At 51.9% G+C, this 24,786-nt stretch carries 24 protein-coding genes and 2 pseudogenes; 13 read left to right on the plus strand and 13 right to left on the minus strand.

The window, feature by feature from the left end; genetic code table 11:
* Positions 1–6 precede the first annotated feature (6 nt).
* The 4 genes from rhlB to P3339_RS05190 are packed head-to-tail and all read left to right on the plus strand — an operon-like array spanning position 7 to position 3,571.
* Positions 7–1,512, plus strand: coding sequence for an ATP-dependent RNA helicase RhlB (rhlB, locus tag P3339_RS05175; RefSeq protein WP_020412562.1), 1,506 nt, complete (start codon positions 7–9; stop codon positions 1,510–1,512).
* Between the two features lie 60 nt (positions 1,513–1,572).
* Positions 1,573–2,562 (plus strand): acyltransferase family protein, encoded by a 990-nt coding sequence (locus P3339_RS05180; protein ID WP_282952629.1) that lies wholly within the window; start codon positions 1,573–1,575, stop codon positions 2,560–2,562.
* Entirely contained in the window at positions 2,559–2,900 is a 342-nt protein-coding gene (locus P3339_RS05185; protein ID WP_282952630.1) for a hypothetical protein, read from the plus strand. Before P3339_RS05180 ends, P3339_RS05185 begins: the two co-directional genes overlap by 4 nt.
* Entirely contained in the window at positions 2,897–3,571 is a 675-nt protein-coding gene (locus P3339_RS05190) for an SGNH hydrolase domain-containing protein (protein ID WP_282953552.1), read from the plus strand. Before P3339_RS05185 ends, P3339_RS05190 begins: the two co-directional genes overlap by 4 nt.
* A gap of 860 nt (positions 3,572–4,431) precedes the next feature.
* Here P3339_RS05190 and cysZ read toward each other — a convergent pair.
* The 6 genes and pseudogenes from cysZ to gatC form a co-directional block, all read right to left on the minus strand.
* Positions 4,432–5,019 (minus strand): sulfate transporter CysZ, encoded by a 588-nt coding sequence (gene cysZ / locus P3339_RS05195; RefSeq protein ID WP_282952631.1) that lies wholly within the window; start codon positions 5,017–5,019, stop codon positions 4,432–4,434.
* The gene (locus P3339_RS05200; RefSeq protein WP_282952632.1) at positions 4,910–5,293 is read right to left on the minus strand and encodes an EI24 domain-containing protein; all 384 of its coding nucleotides are present in this window, start codon (positions 5,291–5,293) and stop codon (positions 4,910–4,912) included. The genes cysZ and P3339_RS05200 overlap by 110 nt, the downstream gene beginning before the upstream one ends.
* Before the next feature lie 32 nt (positions 5,294–5,325).
* Positions 5,326–5,625 carry a PA4642 family protein gene (locus P3339_RS05205; protein ID WP_282952633.1) on the minus strand — a complete coding sequence of 100 codons (300 nt, stop codon included), beginning with the start codon at positions 5,623–5,625 and terminating at the stop codon, positions 5,326–5,328.
* 67 nt (positions 5,626–5,692) lie between these two features.
* Complete coding sequence (gene gatB / locus P3339_RS05210; RefSeq protein ID WP_282952634.1) at positions 5,693–7,144, minus strand: Asp-tRNA(Asn)/Glu-tRNA(Gln) amidotransferase subunit GatB; 1,452 nt, start codon at positions 7,142–7,144, stop codon at positions 5,693–5,695.
* A gap of 11 nt (positions 7,145–7,155) precedes the next feature.
* A pseudogene (gatA, locus tag P3339_RS05215) lies at positions 7,156–8,600 on the minus strand (Asp-tRNA(Asn)/Glu-tRNA(Gln) amidotransferase subunit GatA).
* 72 nt (positions 8,601–8,672) lie between these two features.
* Positions 8,673–8,960: an Asp-tRNA(Asn)/Glu-tRNA(Gln) amidotransferase subunit GatC gene (gene gatC / locus P3339_RS05220; protein ID WP_020412568.1), complete on the minus strand. Its 288-nt coding sequence runs from the start codon at positions 8,958–8,960 to the stop codon at positions 8,673–8,675.
* Positions 8,961–9,315: 355 nt separating this feature from the next.
* Between gatC and P3339_RS05225 the strand changes: the two genes are divergently transcribed.
* The 9 genes and pseudogenes from P3339_RS05225 (at position 9,316) to msrB (ending at position 18,901) form a co-directional block, all read left to right on the plus strand.
* The gene (locus tag P3339_RS05225; protein ID WP_020412569.1) at positions 9,316–10,350 is read left to right on the plus strand and encodes a rod shape-determining protein; all 1,035 of its coding nucleotides are present in this window, start codon (positions 9,316–9,318) and stop codon (positions 10,348–10,350) included.
* 130 nt (positions 10,351–10,480) lie between these two features.
* Positions 10,481–11,323: a rod shape-determining protein MreC gene (mreC, locus tag P3339_RS05230; RefSeq protein ID WP_020412570.1), complete on the plus strand. Its 843-nt coding sequence runs from the start codon at positions 10,481–10,483 to the stop codon at positions 11,321–11,323.
* Complete coding sequence (gene mreD / locus P3339_RS05235) at positions 11,310–11,789, plus strand: rod shape-determining protein MreD (RefSeq protein ID WP_020412571.1); 480 nt, start codon at positions 11,310–11,312, stop codon at positions 11,787–11,789. Before mreC ends, mreD begins: the two co-directional genes overlap by 14 nt.
* 96 nt (positions 11,790–11,885) lie before the next feature.
* Positions 11,886–12,488 (plus strand): Maf family protein, encoded by a 603-nt coding sequence (locus tag P3339_RS05240; protein WP_282952635.1) that lies wholly within the window; start codon positions 11,886–11,888, stop codon positions 12,486–12,488.
* On the plus strand, positions 12,485–13,972 hold the full coding sequence (rng, locus tag P3339_RS05245; protein WP_020412573.1) for a ribonuclease G: 1,488 nt from the start codon (positions 12,485–12,487) through the stop codon (positions 13,970–13,972). Before P3339_RS05240 ends, rng begins: the two co-directional genes overlap by 4 nt.
* 81 nt (positions 13,973–14,053) lie before the next feature.
* Positions 14,054–16,221: pseudogene (locus P3339_RS23760) on the plus strand (YhdP family phospholipid transporter).
* 20 nt (positions 16,222–16,241) lie between these two features.
* The gene (locus tag P3339_RS05260; protein WP_282952638.1) at positions 16,242–16,919 is read left to right on the plus strand and encodes a YhdP family protein; all 678 of its coding nucleotides are present in this window, start codon (positions 16,242–16,244) and stop codon (positions 16,917–16,919) included.
* A complete protein-coding gene (locus tag P3339_RS05265) occupies positions 16,873–18,261 on the plus strand; it encodes a YhdP family protein (protein ID WP_282952639.1) in 1,389 nt (462 codons plus the stop codon). Before P3339_RS05260 ends, P3339_RS05265 begins: the two co-directional genes overlap by 47 nt.
* Positions 18,262–18,367: 106 nt before the next feature.
* The gene (msrB, locus tag P3339_RS05270; RefSeq protein WP_282952640.1) at positions 18,368–18,901 is read left to right on the plus strand and encodes a peptide-methionine (R)-S-oxide reductase MsrB; all 534 of its coding nucleotides are present in this window, start codon (positions 18,368–18,370) and stop codon (positions 18,899–18,901) included.
* Positions 18,902–19,001: 100 nt separating this feature from the next.
* Here msrB and yjgA read toward each other — a convergent pair whose 3' ends face one another.
* From yjgA to P3339_RS05305, 7 genes are all read right to left on the minus strand, one after another.
* Positions 19,002–19,514, minus strand: a complete 513-nt coding sequence (yjgA, locus tag P3339_RS05275) for a ribosome biogenesis factor YjgA (protein ID WP_282952641.1) — start codon at positions 19,512–19,514, stop codon at positions 19,002–19,004.
* Between the two features lie 79 nt (positions 19,515–19,593).
* On the minus strand, positions 19,594–20,961 hold the full coding sequence (gene mgtE / locus P3339_RS05280) for a magnesium transporter (RefSeq protein WP_020412577.1): 1,368 nt from the start codon (positions 20,959–20,961) through the stop codon (positions 19,594–19,596).
* Positions 20,962–21,068: 107 nt separating this feature from the next.
* Positions 21,069–21,338, minus strand: coding sequence for an HPr family phosphocarrier protein (locus tag P3339_RS05285; protein WP_020412578.1), 270 nt, complete (start codon positions 21,336–21,338; stop codon positions 21,069–21,071).
* 24 nt (positions 21,339–21,362) lie between these two features.
* Positions 21,363–22,220, minus strand: a complete 858-nt coding sequence (rapZ, locus tag P3339_RS05290; protein ID WP_020412579.1) for an RNase adapter RapZ — start codon at positions 22,218–22,220, stop codon at positions 21,363–21,365.
* 133 nt (positions 22,221–22,353) lie between these two features.
* Positions 22,354–22,812, minus strand: coding sequence for a PTS IIA-like nitrogen regulatory protein PtsN (gene ptsN / locus P3339_RS05295; RefSeq protein ID WP_282952642.1), 459 nt, complete (start codon positions 22,810–22,812; stop codon positions 22,354–22,356).
* A 3-nt stretch (positions 22,813–22,815) separates the two neighbouring features.
* Entirely contained in the window at positions 22,816–23,106 is a 291-nt protein-coding gene (gene hpf / locus P3339_RS05300) for a ribosome hibernation-promoting factor, HPF/YfiA family (RefSeq protein WP_020412581.1), read from the minus strand.
* 187 nt (positions 23,107–23,293) lie between these two features.
* Complete coding sequence (locus tag P3339_RS05305) at positions 23,294–24,751, minus strand: RNA polymerase factor sigma-54 (protein ID WP_282952643.1); 1,458 nt, start codon at positions 24,749–24,751, stop codon at positions 23,294–23,296.
* Between the last annotated feature and the right edge of the window lie 35 nt (positions 24,752–24,786).

Genomic DNA, 24,786 nt, shown 5'->3' on the forward strand with positions numbered 1-24,786 from the left:
GGAAAGTTGTTCCGTCGTTCCTCCTCTAAAGAGGATAAGAGCCCACGCCAGGGAGATGAGCGCTCCAAGCGCCGCAAAGATGACCAGAATCCAGCGGATCGCGCCTCAAAAGGCCATTCTGCTCGGGACAAGTCTGGTCAGGGCGAGGGTAGGTCGCGCCGGAGCGGCGGTAAAGCTTCCCACAAGGGGCGCCAGCGCAGTCGCAAACCCAAGGTGGAGATTGCGGTGACACCTTGGTCACTGGATGACTTCCAGGTTCCTGAACAAGAGGGCAAGGTACGCTTTCACGATCTGGGTTTGCCCCCGGAACTGATGCGGGGAATTCACGACCTGGGCTTCCAGTATTGCTCCCCTATCCAGGGGCGCTCCCTGCCGCATACTCTGAATGGTCACGATTTAGTCGGTAAGGCGCAGACGGGTACTGGTAAAACGGCGGCCTTTCTGATTACTGTCATTGAAGACTTACTTCGCCACCCCTTCGAAGGCGAGCGCTATGCCGGTGAGGCCCGTTCACTGATTATTGCACCTACGCGTGAATTGGTGATGCAGATCGCTGATGACGCCAAGGCCCTGTGTAAGTACACGGGCCTGGAAATCCATACCCTGGTTGGTGGTATGGATTACGACAAACAGCAGCGCAACCTGAATGAGCGTTTGGTGGATATCCTGGTTGCCACGCCTGGGCGCCTGCTGGACTTTGTCGGTAATCGCGATTGTTATCTGGACCAGGTAGAAGTCCTGGTAATCGATGAGGCGGATCGCATGCTGGATATGGGATTTATCCCCCAGGTGCGTAGAATCGTGCGCCAAACTCCCCGCAAAACTCATCGCCAGACGATGTTTTTTTCTGCCACTTTCACGCCCGAGGTGGATGCACTGGTTGAGCAGTGGACCGATGATCCGGTAATTGTGGAAATCGAGCCTGAGCGGGTTGCCACAGACAGTGTGGAGCAGCATGTATACCTGGCCGCTAGTGAGGAAAAATATGCGCTGCTTTACAACATCCTACAGCGCGAGGAAGTCGATAGTCTGATTGTATTCGCCAACCGCCGCGACCAGTGCCGACGACTGCACGAACATCTCCTTGCCCACGGTATTGCTGCTGGTTTGCTCTCAGGGGAAGTCGCACAGAACAAACGTGTGCGCACCCTTGACGACTTTAAGTCGGGCAAGACCAAAGTCCTTGTGGCAACAGATGTTGCCGGACGTGGTATCCATATCGATGGTATCAGTCATGTAGTGAATTTCACTCTACCGGAGGAGCCGGAAGATTACGTGCACCGAATTGGTCGTACAGGCCGGGCGGGCAAAACAGGTACCTCTATCAGCTTTGCCTGTGAAGATGATGCCATGCGCCTTGAGCCGATTGAGCAACTGTTGGGCCAAAAGTTGAAATGTGAAGTGCCGCCGGAGGAACTATTGGTAGAGCCCCCGCGAGTGAAAATTCAGCGAAGCCGTGAGGATAGAGGTAGCCGCAGTAGCGGAGGTCACCGTCGCCACCGCCGGCATTAAGGCGTTAAAACCCAATACAAAGCATATCTATCGATACTGAGAGTTAGTGGTTCCAAGGTTTTGAGTAGTATTGGTTATCGACGCGATATCGACGGGTTGCGCGCTTTAGCGGTTCTGCCGGTAGTTTTTGCCCATGCAGGGCTAGAAGGGTTTTCAGGTGGATTCGTCGGTGTCGATGTTTTCTTTGTGATATCTGGCTACCTGATTACCAGTATCCTGGTGAGGGAGGTTGAGGCAGGTAGCTTCTCCCTGGCAAATTTTTACGAACGGCGCGCCCGTCGCATCCTACCTGCCCTTTTTGCTGTCTTAATAACAACGATTGCGGTGGGGTGGTTTGTTTTACCGCCGGAGCCTCTGAAAGAGCTTGCTCAATCGGTGCTCGCTACAGTCCTGTTCGTCTCGAATATATGGTTTTGGCAGAGCACAGAGGATTATTTTGGGGCTGGCGCAGATTGGCAGCCTCTCCTGCATACCTGGTCCCTCTCGGTTGAAGAGCAATTTTACCTGGGTTTCCCTCTTTTAATATGTCTCTTGGCTGCCCGAGGGCGCGGCCCGATGTGGCTTGTTGTGGCGGGAATATCACTGCTTTCTCTCGGCCTTTCAATCTGGGCCACCAGTGCACAACCTTTTGCTAATTACTTCCTTACTCCAACTCGGATATGGGAGTTGGGGATTGGAGCGTTAGTAGCACTGGGAGCATTTCCGAATGTGAAGCGGGCTTGGCTTCTGGAGCTGGCAGGGGCGCTCGGCACCTTAATGATCCTCACCAGCGTGTTTTTATTTGATACCTCTACTCCCTTCCCGGGTGTTGCCGCTTTATTGCCTTGTGTGGGCACTGCCACGCTGATCTGGGCCGGCAGTCAGCGACTAACAGTGGCCGGCTTTCTTCTATCGTCGCGGCTTCTGGTTTCGGTAGGCTTGATTTCCTACTCTCTATACCTTTGGCACTGGCCTGTGTTGGTTTTGTTTAGGTTTTTAAATGGCTCGGCTGAGCTTCCATTTGAAATAGCCATAAAGGCAATCCTGGTGTCGGGGGGCTTGCCTGGGTGAGCTGGAAGTTTGTGGAAGCACCTTTTCGCCAGCCCTCCGCGCGAGGGGTATCAAAACGTGGCCTGGCAAACACTTTCGGTGTAATGGCGATGCTGATCGTTTCTGTCTCCCTGGTAATCAATGTCAAAAAGGGTGTGCCTTCCCGTCTTCCCGAGCCATTATTTGCCACCTATCAAAATGCCAAAGAACGAACGTCTAAAGAGCGTCGTTGTATGGAGCGTTTACCTGAAGAAGGGCTCTGTGAATTGGGTGAGGCGAGCAGTGGAGCCTCAGTGGATTACCTGCTCTGGGGGATTCCCATGCAGGTGCGTTTCTGCCTGGTTTTGAGCACTGGCTGAAAGTAAAGGGTTATCGCGGTATTGTGGCTGCAAAATCTGCCTGTGCGCCACTCCTTGGTATTGTTCGTCTAGAGATGGGCGCTATGCATGGATGCGATACTTTTAATGCCCAAATAATGGAGATGCTGGAACAGCGAAAGGATGTGAAGACCGTAGTTTTAGTGGCGCGGTGGGCGCTGGTAGTGGAGGGGAGTCGTTCCGCCGGTGAAAGTGGCCCGCCGGCAGTAATGGGGTTGGCAAAGACGGCATATGAAAAGCCCTCTTCTGGAGGAGCTTCTGTGAATAATTTTGAGCTGGTTGCCCAAGGTCTCCATCAGACTGTTGCTCGTATCCGTGCGAGTGGGCGTGAGGTAATAATTGTAGAGGGAATCCCTGAAATTTCTTTTTCTGTTCCGCGTGCCATCGCCAGCGCCGAATTTATCGGCGCACAACTGCAGGGCGCTCCGACCAAGAGAGATGTAGAAGAGCGTAATAAGAGAGTTACAAGAATCTTTAATAGTCTGGGAAAGGAGTTCCAGATAGAGCGCGTAAGCTTGGTGCCAGAATTATGTCCATCTCGATGCCAGATTCAGGTTGATGGGGAGCCCCTGTATCGTGATGATGATCACCTGAGCACTTTTGGCTCAATACGCTTGGTCCCGCAGATGATGGATAGTATCCCCAATGGTTAGGCCTTGATGCCCGCTAGTAATAAAGTTACTGCTGTCATGAGTCTACAAAGATACTGTCTCATCGGCGGGTAGGATTAGCATTGGGATAATAGCTGTGCGTCTTCAGCCCTCTTCAATCATTTAAGTTTGTTTTTGAATTAAATTGGATACTGTTGCTCCAATAACACACAGGGTGCAGTTGACCCTGGGGCGTGTCAGCATTCGAAAATTTCTCCCTTACATGAAATTGTTATAGTGCGAATGCGGACTCTCTCCCCTCATCCATAAAATTGAGTCCAGCTTTTACAGCACATCCTCAAGCAGAATTTACAGCAGTTGAGGAGTGAGGGAGTCGAGTTTCTATCCTTAGGGAAAAGAGGAAACTTCTATGGCTACATCGACGTGTGCAAAAAAATGGCCGATTGACCTTTTACCTGAATCAGCGCCTTGAGATCTTCTCAGCTGAGCGCCTCGGTTTAAAATTAAGCTCTTCCAGTAAGTTATTGGAGCATTCTGGGTGCGCTTTCCCAACCTCAATGAAAATATCGAGATTTACTATGACTACTTTTCAGAGCTAAATCTGTGTAGAAAAGTATTCGGCAGGGACTCCTTACCTATTTGTGGCAGGCATTAAGGGTCCCGTGGGCTTATACGATGCGTTGTTAGTAAACCGAATTCAGACACTGCTAGCTGGAAATTTATGGTCCCTGTCCTGGAAGAATTGGATGGGTTGCCTCATTGACGTGTTTAGACAGCACATATTGCCCGGATGCAAAAAACCTAGTATCGCTTAGCTCAAAGAAAAAAGTGCTCAGAAAGGTAAATAGGGATGCTGCAGAGGTTTGATTCAGGGCTCGGTATCGAGCCCCTGAGGCTAAAGTTTAAGTAATGCTTTTACTTGAAGAGTTGCTTTGCTGTTGGGTAGGGAAGCTATCTGTACCGGGATCACCCTCTTGTCGCAGGCGTTCAATCCACAGTGCAGTGCCACCGGCTACAGCTGCTGGCATTACAAAGATATTCAGGATCGGCACCATCTTTGCCAACATCACTGTGCCACCAAATGTGAGGCTGGTTAGTTTACGACGGCGCAAGACACTTTTAAGCTCATCAAATGGCCGTTGGTGATTGTCGAGGGGGTAGTCCACATATTGGATGGCCATGGACCAGGCACCCCAGACAGCAGTTAATACTGCTGGGATAATAATTGTCCAACTGGTGACCGTAGCCACCAATAAAATAATTAGCCCCCAGAATATAAAGTAGCCCAGCTTACGCAGTTCTCGGCCAAGGGTGCGCCAAATCATTTGCAGTAACGGCTCTGCCGGCGGTGTCTTTCCGGTGAGAAGCTCCTCTACCTTTTCAGCCAGAATACCATTGAAGGGTGCGGCAATAATATTGGTAATTACAGCAAACAGATAACCGTAAACAAGAAAAAAGAAACAACACCAGGAATGCAATAATCCAGGCAAGCCAGCGAAAAATGCTGGCGGACCAGGCGGCACCTTTGGCCATGATTGCTTCCCACCAGGGCATATTCGCGGTATCGACAGGGGTGTGAGATAGCAGGCTGCCAATATAGTCGCTGAGTCCTCCCAGTTGCGAAATCATGATGCCACTGATAATGATAAACAGCACCAGATTGATCAGTAATGGAACCAGGATAAAAGGGCGCAGTTCGCGCCGGGTTATCAGGTGCACACCGCGCACTAGCGCGTCGATACCGTGGATGGGGTTTGAAGTCATAAATTTACCTCTTACCGGTGCGGCGATAGTCTTTATTGTTCAGCGCCGGCGGCTTTCAGTATTTCACCGTACTCTTTACCCTGGCGGTGCTCTTTAATTCGGCTCAATAGGGTTTTACCATCGGGACCAGGGCTGTTGAGGTCTTTCCCTTCGGCAAGAAATAGTTGAACAAAGGAGGCAAAGCTCTCTGCTTTCATACCGCGGTAAGCACGCTCAAGCAGGTGGTAGTCGAGGTTTACTCCCTTGGGGGCTTCTCCAATCAGGAAGCCGGCAATACGCTCCGTATCAAAAACTTCCCCGAGAACTTTTTGCTTGTCTTTTTTCTGGCTCAAAATCTTTTCCTTACTGCTGTCTTTACTGCCGGGATGTTACCCAGCTCAAGTATTCAAGGGTTAATAATTAAAGCAGGGCGTCCAGCTTTTCCTTGAGAATTTTGTTGATCATTTGTGGGTTTGCCTGACCCTTGGAGGCTTTCATGATCTGGCCAACAAAGTAGCCCATCATTTTGGGACGCTTGGATTCGTCAGCTCTACGGTAATTATCCACTTGAGCGTCGCTTGCGGCGATAACTTCATCCACCATTTTTTCGATGGCGCCAGTATCAGATACTTGCTTCAGGCCGCGTTTTTCAATGATGTCATCAGCGCTGCCTTCACCTTCACAGATTGCCTCAAACACCTGCTTGGCAATCTTGCTTGAAATAGTGTTGTCTTTTATACGGGTAATTAGGCCTGCCAGCTGTGTAGCGGAAACGGGGGACTCGGCAATACTGATTTCCTTGCGATTTAGCAGCGCAGCCAGCTCACCGGTTATCCAGTTGGCGGCCAGCTTGGGTTCGCCGCAGGACTTACATACAGTTTCGAAATACTCCGCACTGTCGCGATCCTGGGTCAGTTGATCGGCATCATATGCAGATAGATTGAATTCGGACTGGAAACGCTCGGCTTTGGTATCCGGCAGCTCCGGCAGTTCCTTGTGCAGCTGTTCAATATATTCTTCGGTGAGTACTACCGGCAGAAGGTCCGGGCAGGGAAAGTAGCGATAGTCATTGGCAACTTCCTTGCTGCGCATAGAGCGGGTCTCATTTTTGTCGGCGTCGTAGAGACGGGTTTCCTGCTCGATACTGCCGCCGTCTTCAAGGATATCGATCTGGCGCTCTGCTTCCACTTTGATGGCCCGCTCAACGAAACGGAAAGAGTTGATATTCTTTAGCTCGGTGCGGGTGCCCAGTTTTTCCTCACCTTTTAATCGCACGGATACATTGGCATCACAGCGTAGGGAGCCCTGGGACATATCTCCATCAGAAATTCCCAAATAGGTCACGATGCTATGAATTTTCCTGAGGTAAGCAACTGCTTCGGCAGCACTTCGCATATCGGGCTCGGATACAATTTCAATCAACGGGGTTCCGGCTCGGTTGAGATCAATTCCAGACATGCCATGGAAATCTTCGTGTAGGGATTTACCTGCATCCTCTTCAAGATGAGCATGGTGCAAGCGCACTTTTTTGCTGCCTCCATCCTCCAGGTGAATTTCCACTTCCCCTGCTCCGACGATGGGCTGTTCCAGCTGGGTAGTTTGATAGCCTTTGGGTAGATCTGGATAGAAATAATTCTTACGTTCGAAAACGGATCGTTTGCTAATTTCCGCATTCATTGCCAGGCCAAACATTATCGCATAGCGAAAAGCTTGTTCATTGGGTACTGGCAAGGTACCGGGCATGGCCAGATCTACAGCACACGCTTGAGTATTGGGGGCGGCGCCAAAACGGGTGCTCGCACCGGAGAATAGTTTTGATTCGGTGGAGAGCTGGACGTGAACTTCCAGCCCGATAACGATTTCCCATTCCACGATATTTCTCCTTATACGGCGCTGGCTTTGTGCCAGTCTGTTACCTGCTGATACTGGTGCGCAATATTAAGCATGCGAGCCTCATCCAGGTAATTTCCGGTGATCTGCAGACCTACAGGCATATTATTTACAAGCCCGCAGGGGATAGACATTCCAGGGAGGCCTGCCAGGTTAGTGGCGATGGTATAAATATCTTCCAGATACATAGCAACCGGGTCGGCGCTCTTGGCACCCAGTTGGAAAGCGGGGAGGGGGTGGTGGGTCCCATTATAACATCCACTTTTTCAAAGGCCTGCATGAAGTCCTGCTTGATCAGGCGGCGTACCTGCTGGGCCTTGTTGTAGTAGGCATCGTAATAGCCGGCTGACAAGGCATAGGTGCCCACCAGGATTCGGCGTTGAACCTCTTCGCCGAAGCCTTCGCCCCGGGAGCGCATGTACAGATCACGCAGATCGGAGGGCTGTTCACAGCGATGCCCATAGCGCACACCATCGAAGCGGGACAGGTTAGCAGAGGCTTCCGCCGGTGCGATGACGTAATAAGCGGGAATTGCCAACTCAGTGTGCGGCAGGCTGATATCGACCAATTCAGCCCCGAGTTTTTCAAATTCTTTGAGAGCATCCTGCACCCGGACAGCGGTATCACCATCAAGCCCCTCGCCGAAGTACTCCCTGGGTACACCAACTTTGAGCCCGGTGACGGAATCATTCAGTCTCGCGGTATAGTCCGCTTGGGGGCGATCCAGGCTGGTGGAATCTTTTGAATCATGGCTGGCCATAGCGGATAGCAAATAGGCTACGTCTTCCGCATTGCGCGCGATAGGACCGGCTTGATCCAGGCTTGAGGCATAGGCGACGATGCCCCAGCGGGATACACGGCCATAAGTGGGTTTCAAGCCGGTCGTATTGGTCAATGCTGCTGGCTGACGAATAGAGCCGCCGGTATCGGTAGCGGTGGCTCCCGGGACGAGGAGGGCTGCCACTGCGGCTGCTGAGCCGCCTGACGAACCGCCGGGTACGTAATTAGTGTCCCAGGGATTTTTTACCGCGCCATAGTAGCTGCTTTCGTTGGAGGAGCCCATGGCAAACTCATCCATATTGGTTTTGCCCAGGGTAACGGTGCCAGCCGAATTCAGGTTTTCCACGATTGTGGCATTGTAAGGCGGAATAAAATTGTCCAGCATTTTTGACGCGCAGCTGGTGCGAATGCCATTGGTGCAGACAATGTCCTTGTGTGCGATAGGAACGCCACACAAGGCAGGAGCTTCCCCGGCAGCGAGGCGCTCGTCGGCCGCTTTAGCTTGGTTGAGGGCGAGCTCTTCAGTGACAGTGATAAAGCTGTTGTAGTTGCTATCCAGCTGCTGGATACGCTTGAGCAAATGTTGGGTAAGCTCAGTACTGGAGAACTCTTTACCCCGCAATCCGCGAATGATCTCGGCGATAGTAAATTGATGCATGATATTCCCTTAAGGCTTTGGCGGGATCAGATGATTGGCTTTCGAGTGGGCTTTGAAGTGATGGGTCCCTGCTCAGTCAATCACCTTGGGTACCAGATAGAGCCCCTCATCTGACTGAGGGGCCAAAGACAGGAAACTATTTCGCTGGTCGGTTTCGGTTACCGCATCGGCACGGAGGGTTTGCACCTCATCAAGGGGGTGTGCCATGGGGATTACACCATCGGTGTTGATGGCCTGCAGCTGGTCTACCAGTTGTAGAATGTCACCAAGGCGGCTGCTGACTTCCTCTATGGTTGCGTTGGATATGGCGATGCGGGCTAGCTCGGCCAGCTTTTCTACGGTTTGTGTATCCACGGCCATGGCGATGGAACTCCTCCAGCTTGAGTTGCGAATCAATGCTTACCCAGACGCATGCCGGGCAGAACCGGCAAATTTAGCACAACATGCTGTTATTCTCATCGGCCCTGGCAACTCGGGATTATTGCAATCGATTAGTCCAGCTTCAGCCTTGCTCTGAACCGGCGCCATTGTTAGAGTTTGCCGAATCCTGCCGGGCGGTGAGAGACTCCGGTGTGTTGCGTAAATTCCGATTCGAAATGCGGCTCGGAACTCAGAATTATTTGCGCGGACTAATTAGGATTTATATCCATAAAATAAGCCGCGCCCGCAGTGCCCGACCTGGGGGCTGACAATTAGTACAAGGTAATCGAATTCCATGTTTAAACGTTTGCGGGGTATGTTCTCCAGTGATCTCTCCATTGACCTGGGAACCGCCAATACGCTGATTTACGTTCGCGATCGCGGCGTAGTTCTCGACGAGCCATCAGTCGTCGCTATTCGTCATTACAATGGCCAGAAAATCGTTGAGGCCGTCGGTGTAGAAGCCAAACGTATGCTCGGCCGAACTCCCGGTAATATCACTGCTATCCGCCCCTTAAAGGATGGTGTTATCGCCGACTTCCAGGTAACTGAAAAAATGTTGCAGCACTTTATTAAAAAAGTGCATGAAAACAGCTGGATGCGCCCAAGCCCGCGTGTGCTGGTATGCGTGCCCTGCCAGTCTACCGAAGTGGAACGCCGTGCGATCCGCGAGTCTGCGCTTGGTGCTGGCGCCCGCGAGGTGTCCCTGATTGAAGAGCCTATGGCCGCAGCAATCGGTGCCGGCCTGAATGTGGAGGAGGCGAGTGGTTCCATGGTGGTAGATATCGGTGGTGGTACCACTGAGATTGCCATTATCTCCTTGAACGGCGTGGTTTACTCTGATTCAGTGCGTATTGGCGGTGATCGTTTTGATGAGGCCATCGTCAACTATGTGCGTCGTAACTACGGCAGCGTTATTGGTGATGCCACTGCCGAGCGCATCAAAGAAGAGATTGGCTGTGCCTATGCGGGCAGTGAGGTACGTGAGATCGATGTGCGTGGTCGTAATCTGGCGGAAGGGGTGCCCCGCAGTTTCACCCTCAATTCAGATGAAATTCTCGAAGCCCTGCAGGAGCCATTGACTGGTATTGTACAAGCAGTGAAGAGCGCTCTGGAGCAATCGCCCCCCGAGCTTGCTTCGGACATTGCTGAGCGCGGTATGGTGTTGACCGGTGGCGGTGCTTTGCTTCGCGATTTGGACCGATTGCTGATGGAGGAGTCCGGTTTGCCGGTAATTGTTGCAGATGATCCTCTGACCTGTGTGGCCCGTGGTGGCGGTAAGGCCCTGGATATGCTGGATCGCAGCCGTTTGTATCTGATGTCAAACTAAGTCAAGTAAGGTCGAGGCAGTGTTCCGATGAGAATAGCGGGGCCGTCTTGGCAGTTAGTTTCACGTTTCAGTGACATCCGATATATATTGTGAGAACAATAAGCATTGATCTTTATAAAGGGGGCTGCCCTTGAAACCGCTATTTACCCGCGGCCCCTCCCAAGAGACCCGCCTGATTACTTTGGCTGTTTTGTCAATCGCCCTGTTTGTAATCAGCTACTCTACCGACTGGTTCCACACTATCCGTGAGCGGCTATTCGATGCCGTCGCCCCTCTTTATTGGATTACCGGTACCCCTGAGAGAGTGACTGATTGGGCCGGTGAGCAGTTTCGCTCCCGTGATGAATTGCTCGAAGAAAATGACCGCCTCAAGCGCCAGGTATTATTGCTGGAGCAACGCAGCCAGTTATTAGCAGCCGTAAAGGCGGAAAATACCCAGCTCAAGGAGCTGATGAACTCGGCTGAGATGGTTGATGACCGTGTGCTGGTCGCCCAGATTATCGGCGTGTCCCCTGACCCCTTGGAGCATGTCCTGCTTATTGATAAAGGCAGGGATGACGGTGTCGATGTGGGCACACCGGTGATGGATGCAGGCGGCTTGCTCGGGCAGGTGATTGAAGCCGGAAATTCATTTAGCCGGATTCTGTTGATCACAGATTCCAGCCACGCCATCCCGGTACAGGTGTTGCGCAACAGCATGCGTACCGTAGCCGAAGGTACTGGGGATCTGTATCGGCTTAAGCTGCGTCACCTGGCCAATACCAGTGATATTCGCGAGGGAGACCTGCTACTGAGCTCAGGCCTTGGTGGTCGCTTTCCGGCAGGTTATCCGGTTGGAGAAGTGATGTCGGTCACTCGTGACCCGGGCAAGCCTTTTGCGGAGGCTGAAGTGTTGCCCCGCGGCCGCATGAACCGCAGTCGTTTTGTGCTTGCGGTTATCAGTGACAGGGGGCAGGGCCTTGCAAGCGAGTAGCCGCTGGTTTATCGCCGCTACCATTTTTCTGTCAATGCTGCTGGTAGTAATGCCCTTGCCTCAACAGTGGCTCTGGTTTCGCCCGGCATTTCCCGCCCTACTTATCATATTTTGGGTTTCGCGGATGCCCCAGTCTCTCGGTGTGGGTTTTGCTTGGCTGGTGGGAATCCTGGAGGATCTGGTAACTGGAGCAAGTCTTGGTACCCATGCTTTGGCCCTCGCTGTATTGGCGTATTTCAGTCTTTTGACCTACCAGCGCACAAGGGTCTTCAACCCGGCTCAACAACTCTTGTGGGTTTTTGTCCTGGTGGGTATTAATCAGGTAGTAGGAAACTGGGTGCATGGGTTGGAGGGAAAAACAGTGCCTGGACTGACCTTCCTGTGGCCCGCACTTACTACGGCATTATTGTGGCCCTGCGTTACCCCTCCTTTGCGAGGCCTTTGTAATCGCCTTCACATTCGCTGACTGAACCGTCAGATTGTAAATCAATGTAAAAAATTGATCATTTTTCGATCGATATAGCTATAATCAGCCGCTGGCCCACAGGGAATATGTAGTACAGTGACAAATACCACCACATCAAACCGTCTCCTGCTCGCCTCGGGTTCCCCGCGTCGCGCCGAGCTTTTGACGCAGATAGGCGTCTCTTTTACCCAGTTAACACCTGCTGTTCCCGAGCAAAAGCAGTTGGCTGAGACTCCCCAAGAATATATTCAGCGATTGGCCCACGATAAGGCTACTGCTGGCCTGGGGGGCGTGGAAGGTGTATGGGCCCTGGGCTCTGATACGGTGGTACTCGCCGGGGACAAGGTGCTGGAGAAACCGAAGGATTACGCTGACTTTGAATCCATGATGTTGTCTTTGTCCGGTACTGAACACTCGGTATTGAGTGCGATCTGTCTGCGTAGTTGGGAGCGTCAGTTTAGCCGCATGGTGGAAACACGGGTGCGCTTTCGTCATTTGTCGAAGGCGCAGATTGAAGCTTATTGGAGTACTGGTGAGCCTGAAGATAAAGCCGGAGGCTATGGTATCCAGGGAATGGGCGCCGCACTGGTTGAGTCTATTAGCGGTAGTTATAGCAATGTGGTTGGGTTGCCCCTGGAGGCACTGGTTCCCATGCTTGAGCATGCGGGTATCCCTTACTGGCAGGAGAACCAGTCTTGAGTGAAGAGCTTTTAATCAATGTTGCACCTACAGAGACCCGCGTTGCTCTGGTGGAAAATGGCGTACTGCAGGAGGTCTATCTCGAGCGTAGTGCGCGGAGAGGAATAGTTGGCAATATCTACAAGGGCAAGGTGATTCGGGTTCTGCCAGGAATGCAGGCGGCATTTGTGGATATTGGGCTGGAGCGGGCTGGATTTATCCACGCTTCAGATATAGCCCCTTTAGATGATGAGGGGATGGAAGCGCGGGATGCCGAAGTGGCAGATATCCGCGCTTTGGTACGCGAGGGACAGTCCCTGGTGGTGCAAGTAGTCAAAGACCCGATAAGTAGTAAAGGTGCGCGCTTAACCACTCATTTGTCAGTATCTGCGCGCTATCTCGTGTATATGCCCCAGACTCGCCATATTGGGATTTCCAATCGTATTGAGGATGAGGGTGAGCGTGAGCGTTTGCGCCAATTGGTAGAAGCTGCTGTATCTCGTCTTGCCGAAGACGGGCTTTCAGCAGATGGCGGGTTTATTTTGCGCACCGTGGCTGAAGGAGTGAGTGAAGAGGAGTTACTCAGGGATATCCCCTTTCTTTATAAGTTGTGGGGCGAGCTGGATCAGCGAATCAACGAGCGCCCTGTCCCCTCGGTAATCTACGAAGACTTACCACTGTTTATGCGCGCATTGCGTGATCTTGCGCGCCCCTATACAGAGAAGATTCGTATAGACTCCCGCGAGGCACATGGTCGCGCCGCGGAGTTTGCCGGCAAATATGCACCGGAAATCGCTGGCCGTCTGGAACACTATCCCGGTGAGCGCCCACTGTTTGATCTCTATGGTGTGGAAGAGGAAATTCGTCGCGCATTGCAAAATAAGGTGACTCTGAAGTCAGGTGGGTATCTTATCGTCGAGCAAACGGAAGCGATGAGCACTATTGATGTGAATACCGGCGCATTTGTCGGCCATCGAAATCTGGAAGAAACTATCTTCAAGACCAACCTGGAGGCGGCGACCGCAATTGCCCGGCAGCTGAGACTGCGTAATCTAGGAGGCATCATCATTATCGACTTTATCGATATGAAGGACCCCGAGCACCAACGCCAGGTATTGCGAACACTTGAAAAAGCACTGGAGAGGGATCATGCCAAATCCAGTATCACCGGTGTCTCAGAGCTGGGTTTGGTTGAGATGACGCGCAAACGCACGCGTGAATCCCTCGGGCAGATACTTTGTGAGCCCTGTCCAGTATGTGAGGGGCGTGGCACATTGAAAAGTGCTGAAACAGTCTGTTTTGAAATTTTTCGTGAGATCATCCGTGAGGCGCGCGCTTACGACAGCGAAAAAATTATGGTGCTGGCAAGTCAGGTAGTTATAGACCTTTTACTCGATGAGGAGTCGGCTAATGTTGCCGACCTGGAGGAATTTATTCGCCGTCCTATACAGTTTCAGGTTGAGCCTATCTATAACCAGGAGCAGTACGACATTGTTCTTGTGTGAGTTACCAGTTGTTTTTCCTCTGATACCTGGCAATGAATGCAACGGTGTTCATTGTCTTCGTGCGCTCAGGGGAGGGTGGTAATGGTTGTGATTCGCTGGCTCGCCCGCAAGTTTTGGCTGCTATCGGTTAGCCTGGTTATTGCCCTGGCGATCCTGGTTCAGACCGGCCGCTTGTTGTCCCCTCAGGTCGAAGAGTACAGACCGCAGATCAGCAGCTGGCTGTCAGAGCAGCTAGGGGTAACGGTGCAAATGGACCGGATTTCCCTGCGCTGGGAAGCCTTGGAGGTAGCACTGCAGCTAGATGGTTTACGCTTGGGGGAAAATGGTGAGCTGCGAATGGGGCACGGCCTTTTCCAGCTGGACTTGCTCGCCAGCCTTTGGAATCGCGAATTGGTGTGGAAAGATCTTCAAATGCACACTTTCGCCGCCGGCCTCAGCCGGAATGCACAGGGAGAGTGGCGCCTGGATGGCTTTCCTGATATTTCCCTGAAGCCTGATGGTAGGGTGGTTGCCGACCCCAAGGCAGCGGACCCTGCGCGATTGTTCCAGCTCAGCCCCAAGATCCAAATTCAGGATGCTGCAATCACGGTTCGGCTCCCCGATGACCAGCTGGCCGAGATTAACCTGCCGCAGATACTACTTGAAAACCAGGGTGATTTTCACCGCCTCGTAGCCCGTGCGTTTATTTCCCGTGAGGGAGAGATTGAGGATACGCATTCTGAAACCTTGCGATTAGTTCTTGAGGGGCGCGGTAACCCTCGGGATAAAAAGCGCTTCTCCCTGCGTGGTTATATGCAGCTCAATGAGCTGTTACTGGATGAAGATATCGTTACCCTTCTGCATGAACTGACTCCACTGCCGGATCGCTTTCACTGGCATGGGCGCAAATGGGCAGATGGTCGCTTGTGGCTTCACAGCGATGCCAAAAATGGCTATCGCCTGGTGGGGCAATTAGACCTCGCCCAAGTCGAGAAGCTGGACAGCGTACTAGATGACAGTGCAGAAGCCACTATCGCAAATGACCATGTTATGAAGCCGCTGCGGGCTTTCTCCGGCGATCTATCTGGACATTGGCTGCCCGGTGAGCGTTGGCGCCTGGCTTTACAGGACATCCAGATCGATTGGCAGGATCTGCAGATGCCGCCACTCAATTTGCAGGTCAGTAGTGATCAGCAGGGACTATCTCTGAGTGCTGATGTTGTCGACCTGGCGGGCTGGAGCGATATTCTCAAAAACCTGGATGTGCTCGAAGGGGCTGCTGATGATTGGTTGCGAGCCTTGGAGCCTGGAGGTGAGTTGCGCCGGGTCCAGCTGTTGCGCAGCCCGGAGGGGGCGGTCAGTTTGCAGGCCAACCTGAAGGGTGTACAAGCCAAGGCATTCCGGGGGCTCCTGCGATTACCAATTTGACTGGTTACCTTGAGCTTGAGGGTGCAAATGGCAGGGTAGAGCTAGATGGCTCAGCTTTTACCGCACACTTCCCAAATTTATATCGAAATACTTTTTCATTTGACCAGGCCAGTGGCACTGTGGCTTGGAACCTGGACAGGGATGCAAACGAGATCAGCATATTGTCTGGCCCTCTACGGCTTGATGGTGCTTTAGGGGAAGTTAATGGCCAGTTTATGTTATCCCTGCCTGTCAAAGCTCAGAGCCGACCGACAGATCTAGTGTTGGCTCTATCTTTACATGATGCTGCCGTTACTACCCAGGAACAGTTGGTACCAACGACTGTTAGTAAGGATCTACGCGGCTGGCTCAATAAAGGACTGGGTGCAAAAAATTCCGGGCGAGTGGAGAGTGCTGCATTTATCTATCGAGGCAGTAGTTATCGAGCAGATGGAAAAGAGGAGTCACTGCAGGCTCTTGGGGCTCATCGCAATCGCCAAACTATACAGTTAGCAGCAGATTTTACCGAGGCTAGCTTGAAGTATGCTGAGGAATGGCCTTCAGCTAAAAATGTCGATGGGCGCTTGTTACTGAATGATGGAGCTGTTTCTGTTGGTGCGGTAAAGGCCAAACTTTGGAACATTGATGCCAGCGATATTTTCGTTGCAGTTGCCCCCCTTGCCGGGAAGGGATCGCGCTTGGATGTGCAGGCCCAGCTTTCCGGTCCTGCAGCTGATGGCCTCCGGCTTCTCAGGGAGTCCCCTCTGCGTCAGCAGTTGGGTAGTGGGTTTGATGATTGGCATTTGGCGGGAAATATTGCCGGCCAGCTCAATTTGACTCAAGCCTTGGGGGAGCTGACCTGAATAGCAGCCAGCATGTAGATTTGCAGTTAAGTGATGGAGAGCTTGAGCTTAAGAACCTTCGTCTGCAGACACAGGAGCTGTCTGGGGATGTGATTTATGATAGCGAGAGAGGGCTTGCAGGTACACGGGTCAGCGGCACACTTTGGGGCAGACCTGTCAGCGCACATATCCGTCACTTTGGTAAGGGAGCTTCCAGGGACACACAGGTTGTAGTGGATGGTAATGCCGACATTGAGTCAATTTTTACCTGGAGCCAGCGACCCGAGCTGAAATGGCTGGATGGCGATATGGACTACCAAGCCCTGATCACTATACCTGCCAAAGCAAAGGAAGCCCCCTATGCAGCAGTTTTTGAGCTTACCTCCAACCTGGCGGGTATCAATGTCAACTTACCTGAACCTTTAGGTAAACCCGCTGAAGTAAAGACCAATTTTGTTCTGCGGGCGCCGATTGGTGACCAGGGCAGTTTATTCCACCTGAACTACGGTGAACATCTCCAGGGGCAGTTCTGGCTGGTACAAGGGGAACTTGATCGTGCCTCTATCGCCCTGAATGCCGAAGCTAAGCTCCCCGCCGAGCGTGGGTTGTCCATCACCGGTGATATTTCCAATATCGACCTACCCCGCTGGGAGAAGTTACTGGGTGTATATCGTGAAGCCCCCCTCTGCCGGAGATGGTGTTCTAAAACCTGGAGTTGAGGTTCTGGAGGAGCAGGCGGCGAGTGTATTCGACTCTGGCAAACCGGTTACCACCATAAATCTCGATGATCAAATAGCAGCTTCCGCCGAAGTTTTACCAGTGAGTCTGGATCTCAGTACCGACCGCTTGCAGTTGGGGGCTGTTGATATTGAGCATATTCATGTTACTGGCAATGGTGTGGGGGCTGATTGGAAGCTGGATTTCGATAGTGAGATGGCTGCAGGCGAATTGAAAGGCACTTTGGGTGGAGAGACACCTCTGAAGTTGCAATTGGCCCATTTACGCTTGCCTGCCCTTGAGAAAAAGAGTGAGCTTCAGCAGGACCCCTTCTCTCTGGAACCCTTTGCTGAGGAGGCCCCTGATCCATGGGCAGATTTCGATTTCCAGGTCTTGCCGGCTATTGATTTTAGCACTGAGAGCTTGCAGCTTGGTGATGAGGAGCTGGGGCGCTGGTCCTTTAATGTACGCCCCTCCAAAGAGCGTTTGGTTGTCAGTGATATTCGCGGTAGTGTGCGTGGTTTCCGTATTGAAGGGCGCGGCAAAGGTGGGGAAACTCTTGGTGCGCAGTTGATGTGGATGCGCGATGCCGAGGGGAAGAGTTCTTCCCAGTTTATTGGTCGCCTGGCGGCCGATGATCTCGCTGATATCCAGCGTACAATGGGACATGAGCCTCTTATTGAGAGCAAGTCCGCCAGCTTTGATACCGCCTTGCGCTGGGACGGATCTCCAGCCCTGGTCAAAGGCAGTTTGCTCTCTGGGGAGCTTAAGATTGATATCCGGGATGGGCGTTTCCTTCGCTCTACAGGTACGGCTGGCTCTACGGTGTTGCGCCTGTTATCTCTTTTTAATTTCGATACCTGGGCGCGTCGTTTGCGCTTGGATTTCTCTGATCTTTACAAGAGCGGTATGGCCTTTGATCGGGTTCGCGGGGAAGTGGTTTTTGAAGGGGATGGACAACTGTTGATTGCGGTGCCTATTCAAGTGGAAGGGCCAACCAGTGAGCTGCAGATGGCTGGCAGGGTGAATCTGTTGCGCGAGGACCTAGATCTTACCCTAGTGGCAACTTTACCGGTAAGTAATAACCTTGCTCTGGTCGCTGCACTGGCAGGAGGACTTCCGGCTGCTGCAGGGGTATATCTAATTAGTAAGGCTTTCAAAAAGCAGGTGAAAAAAGTGGCCAGTGTTAGCTATCGTATCAGTGGCGACTGGGCAGATCCACAAATGCGTTTTGAAAGGCTGTTTGATGGCGGTGGTGCCGAGCGCCAGGGGGCTGCCTCATTAAAAGATAAAGCTGAGGCTGTGGAGGAGGTGGGCTCAGGGGGGCATCTACGCCGCCAATAAGTACTGGTGCAGGAAGCTAGCTGTTACGATTTTTCTGAACTGCATCCACTTCAAGGCGCTCTAATCTTAGGATAACGGCAACGCGCTAGAGAATGGAGTTTTGCAAATGACGAAATCTCAAATACTCGGCCCCCTGTTGGTGGTAGCCGTGGCATTATCGGCATGCTCCGAGGCCGATGACCAGCGTATCCAGACGATGACCGTAGGAGAGGCCAAGGAGAGGATCTCCGAAGGTAAGGGGCTGGAACAGATTCCCAAATCGGTGTGGAAACAGATTCTGCCTGAGGATCGTTACAAGGTCCTGTGGGAAAAGGATACTGAGCGAGCCTTTACTGGTAAGTTACTCTACAACGAGGAAGAGGGGACTTATGTAACAGCTGGTTGCCGCCTGCCGGTGTTCAGCTCAAAGCACAAATATAAGTCAGGTACCGGCTGGCCCAGTTTCTGGGATGTGGCATATCCGCAAAATATAGTCTTAAAAGACGATTTTAGTTGGGGCCTGCGCCGTACAGAAGTGCTGTCAAAATGTGGGGAGCACTTGGGGCATGTATTTAAGGATGGTCCGGCACCGACACAACTGCGTTATTGCCTGAACTCCCTTGCCTTAGATTTTGAGCCAGCGACTGTAAACAAGCAATAATTAGCGATTGTTGCTAAAGGTCTTTCTTGGATGGTGGCTTGGTAAGCTGGGAGGGACTCGGGGCGGGAGAAATACCACCCCGGGCAGCTACTCTGGGGTATCAGGTATCCCGCATAAAAAAGTCGCGTAAGTAGCGGAACAATTTACGCTGATTTGTGGGGGGCTTATTGTTTTTAACCTCTCTTTGGGAGTCCCTTACCAACTGACGCAACTGTTGGTGATCCACTTGCGGATACTGATCAAAAAAAGAACCTTGGGCACTGTTCCCACCTTCAAGCAGGCGCTTGCGCCAATCCTCTGCCATTTTATCGAAGTGCAGGTGACGTTGGTCCCGCTCTTTGAATTTCAGCAAAACTGCCTCAATAGCTTCATGATCGCTACTGCGCATAAGTTTGCCGATAAATTGCATCTGGCGGCGGCGGGCCTCGTTAGATTTGATTCGTGCCATGGTATCTATGGCATCGCGCAGATCTTCATCCAGTGGTACTTCAGCAAGTTGGGCCTTAGATAGCTCAGTCAGTTGTTTGCCCAACTCCTGTAATTGGTGCATTTCCTGTTTGACCTGAGTTTTACTCTTTGGCAGGTCATCCTCATAATCATCGTTTTCGTACATCTCAAATTCCGCACGTTAACCGGGGCTTTCCCGATTTTGCTCTAACCAGAGGCATTGTGCCACTGGGATATTTCACGTCTCAGCCAAAATACCAGGTGGCAAGGCCGAGGAAAGACATAAACCCTACAACATCGGTGATGGTAGTCAGGGCTACGCCACCTGCCAGCGCTGGGTCAATACGCATAGCTCGCAAGGCTACAGGTAATATTGCGCCCGCCGATGCGGCGGTAAGTAGGTTAATTACCATAGCTGCGACAATGATAATGGCGATAGTGATATCGCTAAACCAGAGTGCGGCAATAACCCCCATAACCAGTGACCAGAGTAAGGCATTCAGGGCAGCTGAGCCCAGCTCGCGGGAGAGTAGCCAGTTCAGGTTACTTTTACCAATCTGTCCGAGTGCCATGCCCCGGATGACTACTGTGAGAGTTTGGCTGCCAGCAACGCCCCCCATACTGGCAACGATCGGCATTAACACTGCAAGTGCCACCACTTTTTCCAAGGTATTTTGGAATAAGCTGATAACCCAGGATGCGAGCAGGGCAGTTAGGAGGTTTATGCCCAGCCACAAAGCTCTCCTTCGAGCCGTACGCCTTACCGGGGCAAAGGTGTCCTCTTCTTCATCAAGGCCGGCCAGACTCATCAGTGAGTGATCGGCATCTTCGCGAATTACATCCACAATATCGTCAATTGTGATGCGGCCCAACAGGCGGTTATCCTCATCGACCACTGGCGCGGTGATCCAGTCGTACTTCTCAAATAGTCGGGCAACTTCGGTGTCGCGCATATCTGCAGGGATAGGTTCTACGTCGGTATTTACAACCTCGCGAACTGTTACTGATGGATCTGTAGTCAGTAGCTTTGATAGTGGCAGTAACCCTATGTACTGTCCCTTACGATTTACTACGAATAAGCTGTCTGTGGATTCTGGCAGTTGCTCGTGGCGACGCAGGTAACGAAGAACCACATCTAGGCTAAGGTTAGGGCGCACAGAGATGGTATTGGTATCCATCAGGCCGCCGGCGGTGTTCTCATCGTAGGCAAGAACACTTTCCACTCGCAGTCGGTCGGTCTCGCTCATAGAGGAGAGAACTTCCGAGACAACACGCTCGGGAAGTTGCTGGAGGATATCAGCGATATCATCCGCATCCAGCCCCTCCATAATCTCCACCATCTCCTCGGTATCCATGGTGTCGAGGATCTGGCTGCGCACCTCATCTGTCAGCTCTTGGAGTACCTCACCTTCTACATCTCGCTCAATTAAATTCCAAAGTACCTGGCGAATGCGGGGAGGGGAGCTTTCTAGTAACTGGGCAATGCTCTGGGGGGTCAGGGTTTTGAGCATGCGCCGGACTTCCTGCCCAGTGCCGCTATCGAGCGCGGCAAATAGCTCGCTGAGCTGATTTTGGGCGCGGAATTTAATTTCGGCTTGAGGTGGGCTGGACACGACTAATCCTTACTACTTAGCGGTGATTGCGGGCTGAGGTCGCTTGGGATAAGTGGCGATTTTATGCCCATGGCGGGACTCTATCTAGAGGGGGCTATTTTTGCAAACTACTCGGCTTCGCCAAAGCGTTCTGATACCAAATCACTAATAGCGCTCACTGCATCGTCTTCGTCACGGCCTTCAATCTCCAATTCAAGTTCCGTTCCCTTACCAGCGGCTAGCAGCATAAGCGCCATTACACTCTTTCCGTCGACTGATTTGCCCTGGCAGTGTACTTTGACATCTGCAGAGAATCGCGCAGAGGTCTGGGCGAACTTACTGGCTGCGCGGGCGTGTAGACCGAGCTTGTTGATAATGGTGAGGCGCTGTTTTTGCATAAGTGCGTCTAAGTTAATTGGATGTTACTTCTGCTCACGATGCCGGATCTGAACGTTATTAAACTGTTTTGAAAAAATCTTGGCCAACTGCTCCACCATATATACAGAGCGGTGGCGACCGCCAGTGCATCCAATGGAGATGCAGGTATAACTGCGATTGCTTTTTTGGTAGGAGGGCAACCAGTTATTCAGGAAGCTGGTGATATCCGCCTGCATTTTACCGGTTTCAGGGTGGCCTTGTAGGTATTCGGCAACCTCGGGGTCCAGGCCGGTTTTCTGTCTCAGGCTTGTCTCCCAGTAAGGGTTTGGCAGGCAGCGTAAGTCAAATATCAGATCCGCATCTACGGGAACCCCGTATTTAAAGCCAAAGGATTGGAAAAGGATTGCCATGCTCTCTGACTTTTCACCTACTACCCGGTTTTTCACGAGTCCACGTAGCTCGTGCAAACTGAGATTGCTGGTGTCTATCACCATGTCCGCCATCGCAGAGATCGGTGTGAGTAGTTCCTTTTCCTGGTTGAGTGCTTCTAGTAGGTGGGTGCAATCATTGCTGAGAGGGTGTTTCCGCCGGGTTTCACTGAAGCGCTGAACTAACACTGGTTCACGGGCGTCGAGGAAAATAACATCGCACTTTACGCCGTTTGCACGCAGGGATTCAATTACCCGTGGGGCCTGTTTGATATCCTGCCAAAGATTTCGGGCGTCGACGCCAAGAGCCAGCTGAGTATCCCCTTCTGCCGGTTGCTCGTGAACCCTTTTGACCAGTTCTGGTAGCAGGCTGGTTGGTAGGTTGTCAATACAGTTAAACCCTTCGTCCTCTAATAACTGAAGGGCAGAGCTTTTTCCGGAACCAGAACGGCCGCTGATAATAACCAAGCGCATGGGTGTCCCCTTTCTAAGGTCTGTGTATCACTGATTTTTAAAATAACTGCATTGTGATTGATAGTGACAGAGTGGTTGTCATCAACATTAGCATTTAACTTCAGTTTACCCATGGGCTGGTTCACTACCTGGATCACGCGGCTGCAGCGCTATCTATGGCAAGTGCGTAGAGTTCGTCGCTGGTCTTGGCCTGGCGTAACTTATCTCTTACTACGCTATTGGAAAATAGCGCTGCTATCTCGGCCAGAGTTTCTAAATGCTGCTGTTCCGCATCCTCGGGGACTAGTAGAACAAATAACAAATCAACAGGCTGGCGATCGATGGCGTCAAAATCAATTGCAGGCTCAATGGTACAGAGAACGCCAATTGGTTCTTCACAACCAGGCAGACGGCAGTGGGGGATCGCAACCCCCTCCCCAATTCCAGTTGATCCCAAGCGTTCTCGGGCAATCAATTGGTTGAAGATGGTATCGGAGTCATGTTGCGGGTATTGTTCGGCAATAGCCTGGGCAATATTGAGCAATAATTTTTTGCTACTCCCCGCCAGATGGCAAAGGCTCAGGCGGGGAGAGAGTAAAGCTTCCAGTGTCATAGTTCAGCGGTGGTTCTGCAACTTCTCTTTGTGCTTCTTCAGTTGGCGGTCCAGCTTATCAGTCAGAGCGTCAATGGCCGCGTACATATCCTTGTCTTCCGAGCCGGCACAGAGGTCGTGACCATTTATATGTACTCTGGCCTCTGCTTTTTGGATCAATTTTTCGACGGATAGGATAACCTGAGCGTTAGTAATATTGTCGTAATGCCGAGAGAGCTTCTCCAGCTTGCTTTCGCAGTAGCTGCGCATTGGTGAGGTAACATCGACGTGGTGACCACTAATGTTGATCTGCATGGATTTCTCCTAATCGGGTGCATCACATACCGGCACGTCTCCCTTTCGGGTCGCAACCCTACTAGGAAGTGGCCCAGAATGGAAGGATACACTCAAAGTTTGGAGTTTGGTTGCAGAGGGGTGAAGTGTGGTGCCAACGAGTTTGTGACCCAGGTTCTTAGGTTGGTCTAAAAATCATATTTGTGGATCAGACCAGGCGTTTTCGCTCACTGGAAGAGGGAATTCCCATGGATTCCCGGTATTTTGCTACAGTGCGTCGCGCTACCTTAATGCCTTGCTGATCCAGTTCCTGGGTGATTTTGTTATCTGAAAGGGGCTTGCGAGGCGTTTCCGCATTTATAAGTTTGCGAATTAATGCACGAATAGCAGTGGAAGAGGCGTCTTCGCCAGAATCAGTACTTACATGACTGGAGAAAAAGTATTTCAACTCAAAAGTTCCGCGAGGAGTGAGCATGTACTTTTGAGTGGTTACCCTGGAAATAGTAGATTCGTGCATGCCAATGGCTTCAGCTACATCCGCCAGTACCATAGGGCGCATGGCCTCAGGTCCCTCTTCAAAGAATCCCTGCTGTTTTTCCACGATGCAATTGGCGACCTTCAGCAGAGTCTCGTGGCGGCTCTGTAGGCTTTTTAAAAACCAACGTGCCTCCTGTAAGTGGTCGCGCAGGAAGTTGTTATCTCTGGAGTTGTCTGCCCGCTTAACCATGGAGGCATAGTGACTGTTAACGCGAATTCTGGGGGTGATCTCCGGATTTAAGTTTGCCTGCCAGCCTAGCTCCCTACGTGAAACAATAATATCCGGGGTCACATAGGTGGCTTCCTGCTCAGCGAATCTCTCACCTGGATTAGGATTCAGGGTTTGGATCAGCCGGATGACCTCGCCCAGTTGGGCTTCATTTAGACGTGTGCGCCGACTTAACTGACGGAAATCCCGCTTGCCGAGAAGGTCAAGGTGGCGCTGGATAATACACTGGGCCTGTTTTAACCATGGAGTCTCACCAGGGAGCTGCTGTAACTGCAGTAATAGGCACTCTTGTAAATTACGCGCTCCGCACCCAGCAGGCTCAAATTGCTGGATAGCCCTGAGCACAGCAAGCACCTCATCCTCCCCAACAGAAAGGGAGTTTGCAATTTCATCAAGAGGTGTGCATAGCAAACCATTAGGTTCTATGCCGTCTATCAGATTTTCTCCGATTGATTTGTCCAGCTCGGAGAGGGTGGTCAGGTTGAGCTGCCATCGCAGGTGATCCTGCAGGCCGTCCGTAGAGGTATTGCGCTCAAAACTGGGGTCTTCGTTCTCGGTGCTACCGCTGTGGCTGGTGTAGACGTCATCCCAACGTGAATCTACGGGAAGCTCTTCAGGAATGCTTTGACTCCAGTCACTCTCGATGAGATCCCGCTCCTCTACGGTATGCTCAGTAGGGGAGGTGGCCTGTTCGTTAATAGGCTCCGCTTGTAGCTCTGAGATATCTGCGCTGGAAGCTATTTCGTCAGTTTCAGCCTCCAGCATCGGGTTGCTATCCAAGGCGGCTTGGACTTCCTGTTGTAAGTCCAAAGTCGAAAGCTGCAATAGGCGTATTGCCTGTTGCAACTGAGGTGTCATGGTCAGCTGGGTACCGAGCTTTAGTTGAAGAGACTGCTTCATATTGGGGTGCTGCAGGCTGAGATCACATGGAGGTA

Source organism: Microbulbifer sp. MLAF003 (genome assembly GCF_030012965.1).
GTDB classification, from domain to species: Bacteria; Pseudomonadota; Gammaproteobacteria; order Pseudomonadales; family Cellvibrionaceae; genus Microbulbifer; species Microbulbifer variabilis.

What these genes read in the sequence shown, in the direction of transcription:
- P3339_RS05200 (WP_282952632.1), bottom strand. Translation starts at nt 5,293, where the DNA reads ATGACTTCAAACCCCATCCACGGTATCGACGCGCTAGTGCGCGGTGTG.
- gatC (WP_020412568.1), bottom strand. Translation starts at nt 8,960, where the DNA reads ATGGCCGTGGATACACAAACCGTAGAAAAGCTGGCCGAGCTAGCCCGC.
- P3339_RS05225 (WP_020412569.1), top strand. Translation starts at nt 9,316, where the DNA reads ATGTTTAAACGTTTGCGGGGTATGTTCTCCAGTGATCTCTCCATTGAC.
- msrB (WP_282952640.1), top strand. Translation starts at nt 18,368, where the DNA reads ATGACGAAATCTCAAATACTCGGCCCCCTGTTGGTGGTAGCCGTGGCA.
- yjgA (WP_282952641.1), bottom strand. Translation starts at nt 19,514, where the DNA reads ATGTACGAAAACGATGATTATGAGGATGACCTGCCAAAGAGTAAAACT.
- P3339_RS05285 (WP_020412578.1), bottom strand. Translation starts at nt 21,338, where the DNA reads ATGCAAAAACAGCGCCTCACCATTATCAACAAGCTCGGTCTACACGCC.
- rapZ (WP_020412579.1), bottom strand. Translation starts at nt 22,220, where the DNA reads ATGCGCTTGGTTATTATCAGCGGCCGTTCTGGTTCCGGAAAAAGCTCT.
- ptsN (WP_282952642.1), bottom strand. Translation starts at nt 22,812, where the DNA reads ATGACACTGGAAGCTTTACTCTCTCCCCGCCTGAGCCTTTGCCATCTG.
- hpf (WP_020412581.1), bottom strand. Translation starts at nt 23,106, where the DNA reads ATGCAGATCAACATTAGTGGTCACCACGTCGATGTTACCTCACCAATG.
- P3339_RS05305 (WP_282952643.1), bottom strand. Translation starts at nt 24,751, where the DNA reads ATGAAGCAGTCTCTTCAACTAAAGCTCGGTACCCAGCTGACCATGACA.